Genomic DNA, 5,066 nt, shown 5'->3' with positions numbered 1-5,066 from the left:
GTGCCTGTGCAGACAGAGCCTATAAAAAATTTATATCAGCAATACCGTCGCGTTTTTAGGATATTTTGACTATAACAGCAATTTATAAAAATAAGGTTTTAGACATAAAAAAAGGTCACTATAAAAGTGACCTTTTTTCATACTTATCTGAATATCATTCATAGATTTATTCAGTCATTGTTATTTTTTCTTTGGCGCATTCGCACCGATGAACCAAGCATCTTTATCAACGATACGGCTTACTTCAGTCAACAAATCCGCCGTATCTTCATCGCCTGCGTCGCCCGCGGTATCGATACCTTCACGCAGTGAAGCGGCGATGGTTTTATAGCGATTGGTAAGCTCGCGTACGTGCTCATCAACTTCTGTGATATCAGTTGGATAAGTCTCTAAGATAGAGTCTTCGACCACACGCTTAGAGATACCATTGGCTTTACCGCCAAGGATAACGATGCGTTCGGCAACTGTATCAAATGCTTCAGTCAAACGCTCATAAGTCTCGTCTAATAATTGATGTACACCGATAAAGCCAGTACCTTGCAAGTTCCAATGGCACTGCTTGCTGTCCATACTTAGGTCAATCAGATTGGCTAAGTTAGCGTTTAACAGTTCAACCATTTTTTCAGCGGTTTTATCATCAATACCACTTGCGTAACGTTCTCTCATAATTTACTCCATTATTTTAAGTTTTTATTAGTTGTTGGATTAATTTTTAAGCGTGTTGTTGCTTGTACTTATCGCTTCTTAATACTGCTTGTTCATTAATTCAGTACCCATAGTAGCAATTTATGAGCGCGATTGAACCCCCAGGTTTTAGGCTTTGTTAAGTGGTCGTGTAATAACTTTGTTAATCGTGAAAAGCTTTGTAAATTTAGCTGCCATTCTGTGCTTTTCCTATAAATAATAGACGTTAAATGAATAGTAGTCGTTTTAAGATTACCATTAATCTAGCGCAAATTTTAGCTGCTAATTATGTGTGTAAATAGGAAATGAAACCCACGATTATCCTTTAAAAACTGGTATTTAGACCCCATATTGTTATAAGTCTAAACTCTTATAACCCTTTATAAATGTCAGGAAGAAAGCCATTATGCGAATGCCTGAACCGCGCTCGTCGCGTCAGTTAAACCAATTGGCCACTCAGCTGCAAGGCGAAGCTGAAATCAGTGGTGTCAATGCGTCTGGTACGCAAATATCAAGCCGCGCCTTTGAGATGGTCACCGACTTTGAGCCGGCAGGCGACCAACCGCAAGCGATTGCCAAGCTTGTTAATGGTATCAATACTGGGATGGATGAGCAGCTGTTACTCGGTGTGACCGGTTCCGGTAAGACTTATACCATGGCAAAAGTCATCGCTGAATGCCAACGTCCAACCATTATTATGGCGCACAACAAAACCCTTGCCGCCCAGCTTTATGGCGAATTTAAAGCGTTCTTTCCAAATAACGCCGTTGAGTACTTTGTCAGCTACTATGACTATTATCAGCCGGAAGCCTATGTTGCGGCGAGTGATACCTTTATCGAAAAAGACAGTGCCATCAACGACCATATTGACCAAATGCGCCTATCAGCGACGCGGGCGCTACTTGAGCGCCGTGATGCGATTATTGTGGCTTCGGTCTCCTGTATTTATGGTTTGGGTGATCCAGAAAGTTATTTAAAAATGCTTTTGCATGTGGTGGTTGGCGATAAAATCGATCGGACGGCGACCATTAAACGTTTGGTTGAAATGCAATATAACCGTAATGAGTTAGATTTTGGCCGTGGTACCTATCGCTTGCGCGGTGAGCTATTAGATATTTATCCTGCGGAATCTGAGCAGCTAGCGGTGCGCGTACATCTGTTTGATGATGAAGTAGAAAAAATCACTTGGTTTGACCCGTTAACCGGCAAAACCGTGCGAAGTGTGCCGCGTATCACCATTTATCCAAAATCGCACTATGTAACGCCGCGCAATAAATTGGAAGCGGCAAGTCATACTATTCGCGCCGAGCTTGAGCCGCGCTTAGAGTATTTCCGCGACAATAATAAATTGGTTGAAGCGCAGCGTCTAAAAGAGCGTACCCAGTATGACCTTGAGATGATTCAGCAGCTCGGTTACTGTAATGGTATCGAAAACTACTCGCAGCATCTGTCTGGTCGTCCGTCAGGGGAAGCACCGCCGACACTGTTTGATTATATTCCAGAAGATGCGCTGCTATTTATCGATGAATCGCACGTGACGGTTTCGCAAATTGGGGCGATGTATAAAGGCGATAGGTCGCGTAAAGAAAACTTGGTTAATTATGGCTTTCGTTTGCCAAGTGCGATGAATAATCGTCCGATGAAGTTTGAAGAGTGGGAGCGTATCAAGCCAAAGACCATTTATGTTAGCGCCACGCCAGCACAGTATGAGCTTGAGCATAGCGAGCAGGTGGTCGAGCAAGTGGTACGACCAACGGGTTTGATTGACCCTGAGATTGAAATTCGTCCGGTATTGACGCAGGTTGATGATGTGTTATCGGAGATTACCAAACGCCGTGAGCTTGATGAGCGCGTGCTTATCACCACGTTAACTAAGCGAATGGCAGAAGACTTAACCAGTTATTTGAAAGAATACGATGTCAAAGTCGCTTATCTGCACTCAGATATCGATACGGTTGAGCGCATGCAGATCATTCATGAGCTGCGGACAGGCGTCCATGATGTATTGGTCGGCATTAACCTGTTGCGTGAAGGGCTTGATATGCCAGAGGTGTCATTGGTGGCGATATTTGATGCTGATAAAGAAGGTTTTCTGCGTTCTGAGCGCTCTTTGATCCAGACTATTGGTCGTGCTGCCCGTCACTTAAACGGTAAAGCGATTTTGTACGCTGACCGCATTACGCCGAGTATGGAAAAAGCGATAGAAGAGACTGGCCGTCGCCGCGAAAAACAAGTTGCCTTTAACCTTGAGCACAATATTACGCCAAAAGGTGCGCGCCGTAGTATCACCGATAAAATTGACACGGGTGAAAACCTTGATGCCAATGACAATCAAGTAATTCCTGTAAAAAGCAATCTGCCTGATGTCGATATCAACATTTTGCGCAGCCCTGATTTACTGGCCAAAGAAATCAAACGTCTTGAGAAACAAATGCAGCAAATGTCACGAGATTTGAAGTTTGAAGAAGCGGCAAAAACGCGTGATAAAGTATTGGAATTGAAAGCACATTTGATTTAAGAAGTTAGGTATAAAATGTAGAAATAGTAGGGCGGGTTAACGGATAGTTAATTCGCTTTCTTTTTGGATTGTAAAAAGGAAACAAAAAATTGGATACAAAAAGAATATTTGTATTAGGTAACGGATTTGATTTGGCTCATTATCTACCAACTGCTTACGTGCATTTTATGGATGCCATGATGGTTGTCGAATCTTTGGAGGAAGATCAAGAACTTGGGTTTGATGACTTATTTCAAAAATATATTGCAGGTGAATGTTCCGATAGAGAAAAGGGCTTTTTTAGAAATACTAAGGAATTGTATAAAATAGATGACTTGAGGTTATCGATTGATACTGTGAAGAACTTGCAAACAAAGCTAAAGAACAACGGTTGGTTTCAGCATTTTAAGCATCATTTGACCGATGTAGATACGTGGATTGATTTTGAGAATGAAATAGAGGATATACTGTTGAATATTGATGTTCTTCTAAGTAGGGATTTTGATAATAGCACTATTTTAAGTCAAGATATAAGTGTTGATACTGAATATTCGCTAGATAGATATCAAATTAGAAAAGCCAGCTTTAGTGACTTCTTAGGTGATACTCTAGTTCAGTTTTCTCCAAAATATCTCAATGATATGAAGTTTAAAAGTAGTCAAATACAAAGGATACTTAGAGATTTTTCTATTATTTCGAAGGTGTTTGGATCATGTGAAGAGGTTGGCGGCTATAGTATGAGTAAAGAAGTTGATTGTTTTATGTTACATGGTAGCTATGATGAAAGAGAAAAAGCCAAAGCTCATAAAAACTGTGAATCTAGTCTTTTTATGACCTTTGATATAGATAGGGTTGTAGACAAAAAGTATTTAAATAGATTTTCTAGATTCTATACTGGTTTTAAAGGAGATGAGGTATTTAGAAAGTTATTAACAGACTTGGGGATTTTCTCGGAAATATTCACGAGCTATATAGAATTAGTGATTGATCGACTAGCACCAATTAAATCTTTCGATAATTTTGGTGATTTGGGAAAAGAAATTGATGCAGTCTATACGTTTAATTATTCTAATACTTTTGAAAGGCTATATCCGAAAAGTCTCGAAAATCAACTCAATAGAACCGAAGTCCAATATATTCATGGCAGTGCAGAACGTAAAAATATTGTGCTTGGAATAAGCGACTTAGGTGAAGGGAAATTAAAAAAATATAAAATTTACGGCTTTGTTAAGACTTTTCAAAAACTTGTCAACAATACTGATTATATGTTTTTAGATAATAATGATGTGAAGTTAACAAGTAAGCCACCTATAAACTACCTGCTTCAAAATGACTATGAGATTATTATATGGGGACACTCTTTAGATTCTTCAGATGGAGAGTATATTAGAGAAATGTTTAATCTTAACAGTGATAACCTGTTGAATAGAGTGACTATAAAAATTTGGTATCATGGCTCGCCACATACGCAACTTGCCAATCTTATGCACATTATGGGTAAAGATGTTATACAAGAGTGGATGAAGAAAGGCTGGCTAGTATTTCAAGCCGCACCCGATATTTATGTAGAGAATAAAAAGATTAAAAAATAGAGCTTTATTTCTGCGAATTTATAACTAATAATTTGCTATTGGATAACTTGTAATTATGAGAAATGCCACTTAAGATGATATGGCGCAGCTGCATGCGCTTTATCATTCATGGACGACGTAGGCGGATTACCTATCATGCATAATAATATCGATAACAACAGTCATAAATTACTCAAGTTAGACTTCAATGAAAACTCTTTGGGCATGTCAGACTCTGCCAAAGAAGCCATCGCTAATACTTTATCTGGCGCTGCTCGCTATCCTGATAAACATCGTGCTACGTTGCTGAGCAA

At 39.6% G+C, this 5,066-nt stretch carries 3 protein-coding genes; 2 read left to right on the top strand and 1 reads right to left on the bottom strand.

Annotation, left to right across the window (positions count from 1 at the left end):
* Positions 1-180: 180 nt before the first annotated feature.
* On the bottom strand, positions 181-666 hold the full coding sequence (dps, locus tag V7D75_RS13350) for a DNA starvation/stationary phase protection protein Dps (protein WP_068406213.1): 486 nt from the start codon (positions 664-666) through the stop codon (positions 181-183).
* A 424-nt stretch (positions 667-1,090) separates the two neighbouring features.
* On the opposite strand from dps, the gene uvrB reads away from it, so the two are divergent.
* Positions 1,091-3,202, top strand: coding sequence for an excinuclease ABC subunit UvrB (gene uvrB / locus V7D75_RS13345; protein ID WP_333614944.1), 2,112 nt, complete (start codon positions 1,091-1,093; stop codon positions 3,200-3,202).
* 89 nt (positions 3,203-3,291) lie between these two features.
* A complete protein-coding gene (locus V7D75_RS13340; RefSeq protein WP_333614943.1) occupies positions 3,292-4,773 on the top strand; it encodes an AbiH family protein in 1,482 nt (493 codons plus the stop codon).
* Positions 4,774-5,066: the final 293 nt, after the last annotated feature.

Origin of the sequence: Psychrobacter sp., from assembly GCF_036731945.1 — a bacterium.
In the GTDB taxonomy this organism is placed as follows: domain Bacteria; phylum Pseudomonadota; class Gammaproteobacteria; order Pseudomonadales; family Moraxellaceae; genus Psychrobacter.
Note: the sequence above shows the minus strand (reverse complement) of the source record. Positions and strands in the feature narration are given on the sequence as shown.

Bases quoted from the DNA above. Each gene is read 5' to 3' on its own strand.
- uvrB (WP_333614944.1), top strand. From the start codon at position 1,091: ATGCGAATGCCTGAACCGCGCTCGTCGCGTCAGTTAAACCAATTGGCC.
- dps (WP_068406213.1), bottom strand. From the start codon at position 666: ATGAGAGAACGTTACGCAAGTGGTATTGATGATAAAACCGCTGAAAAA.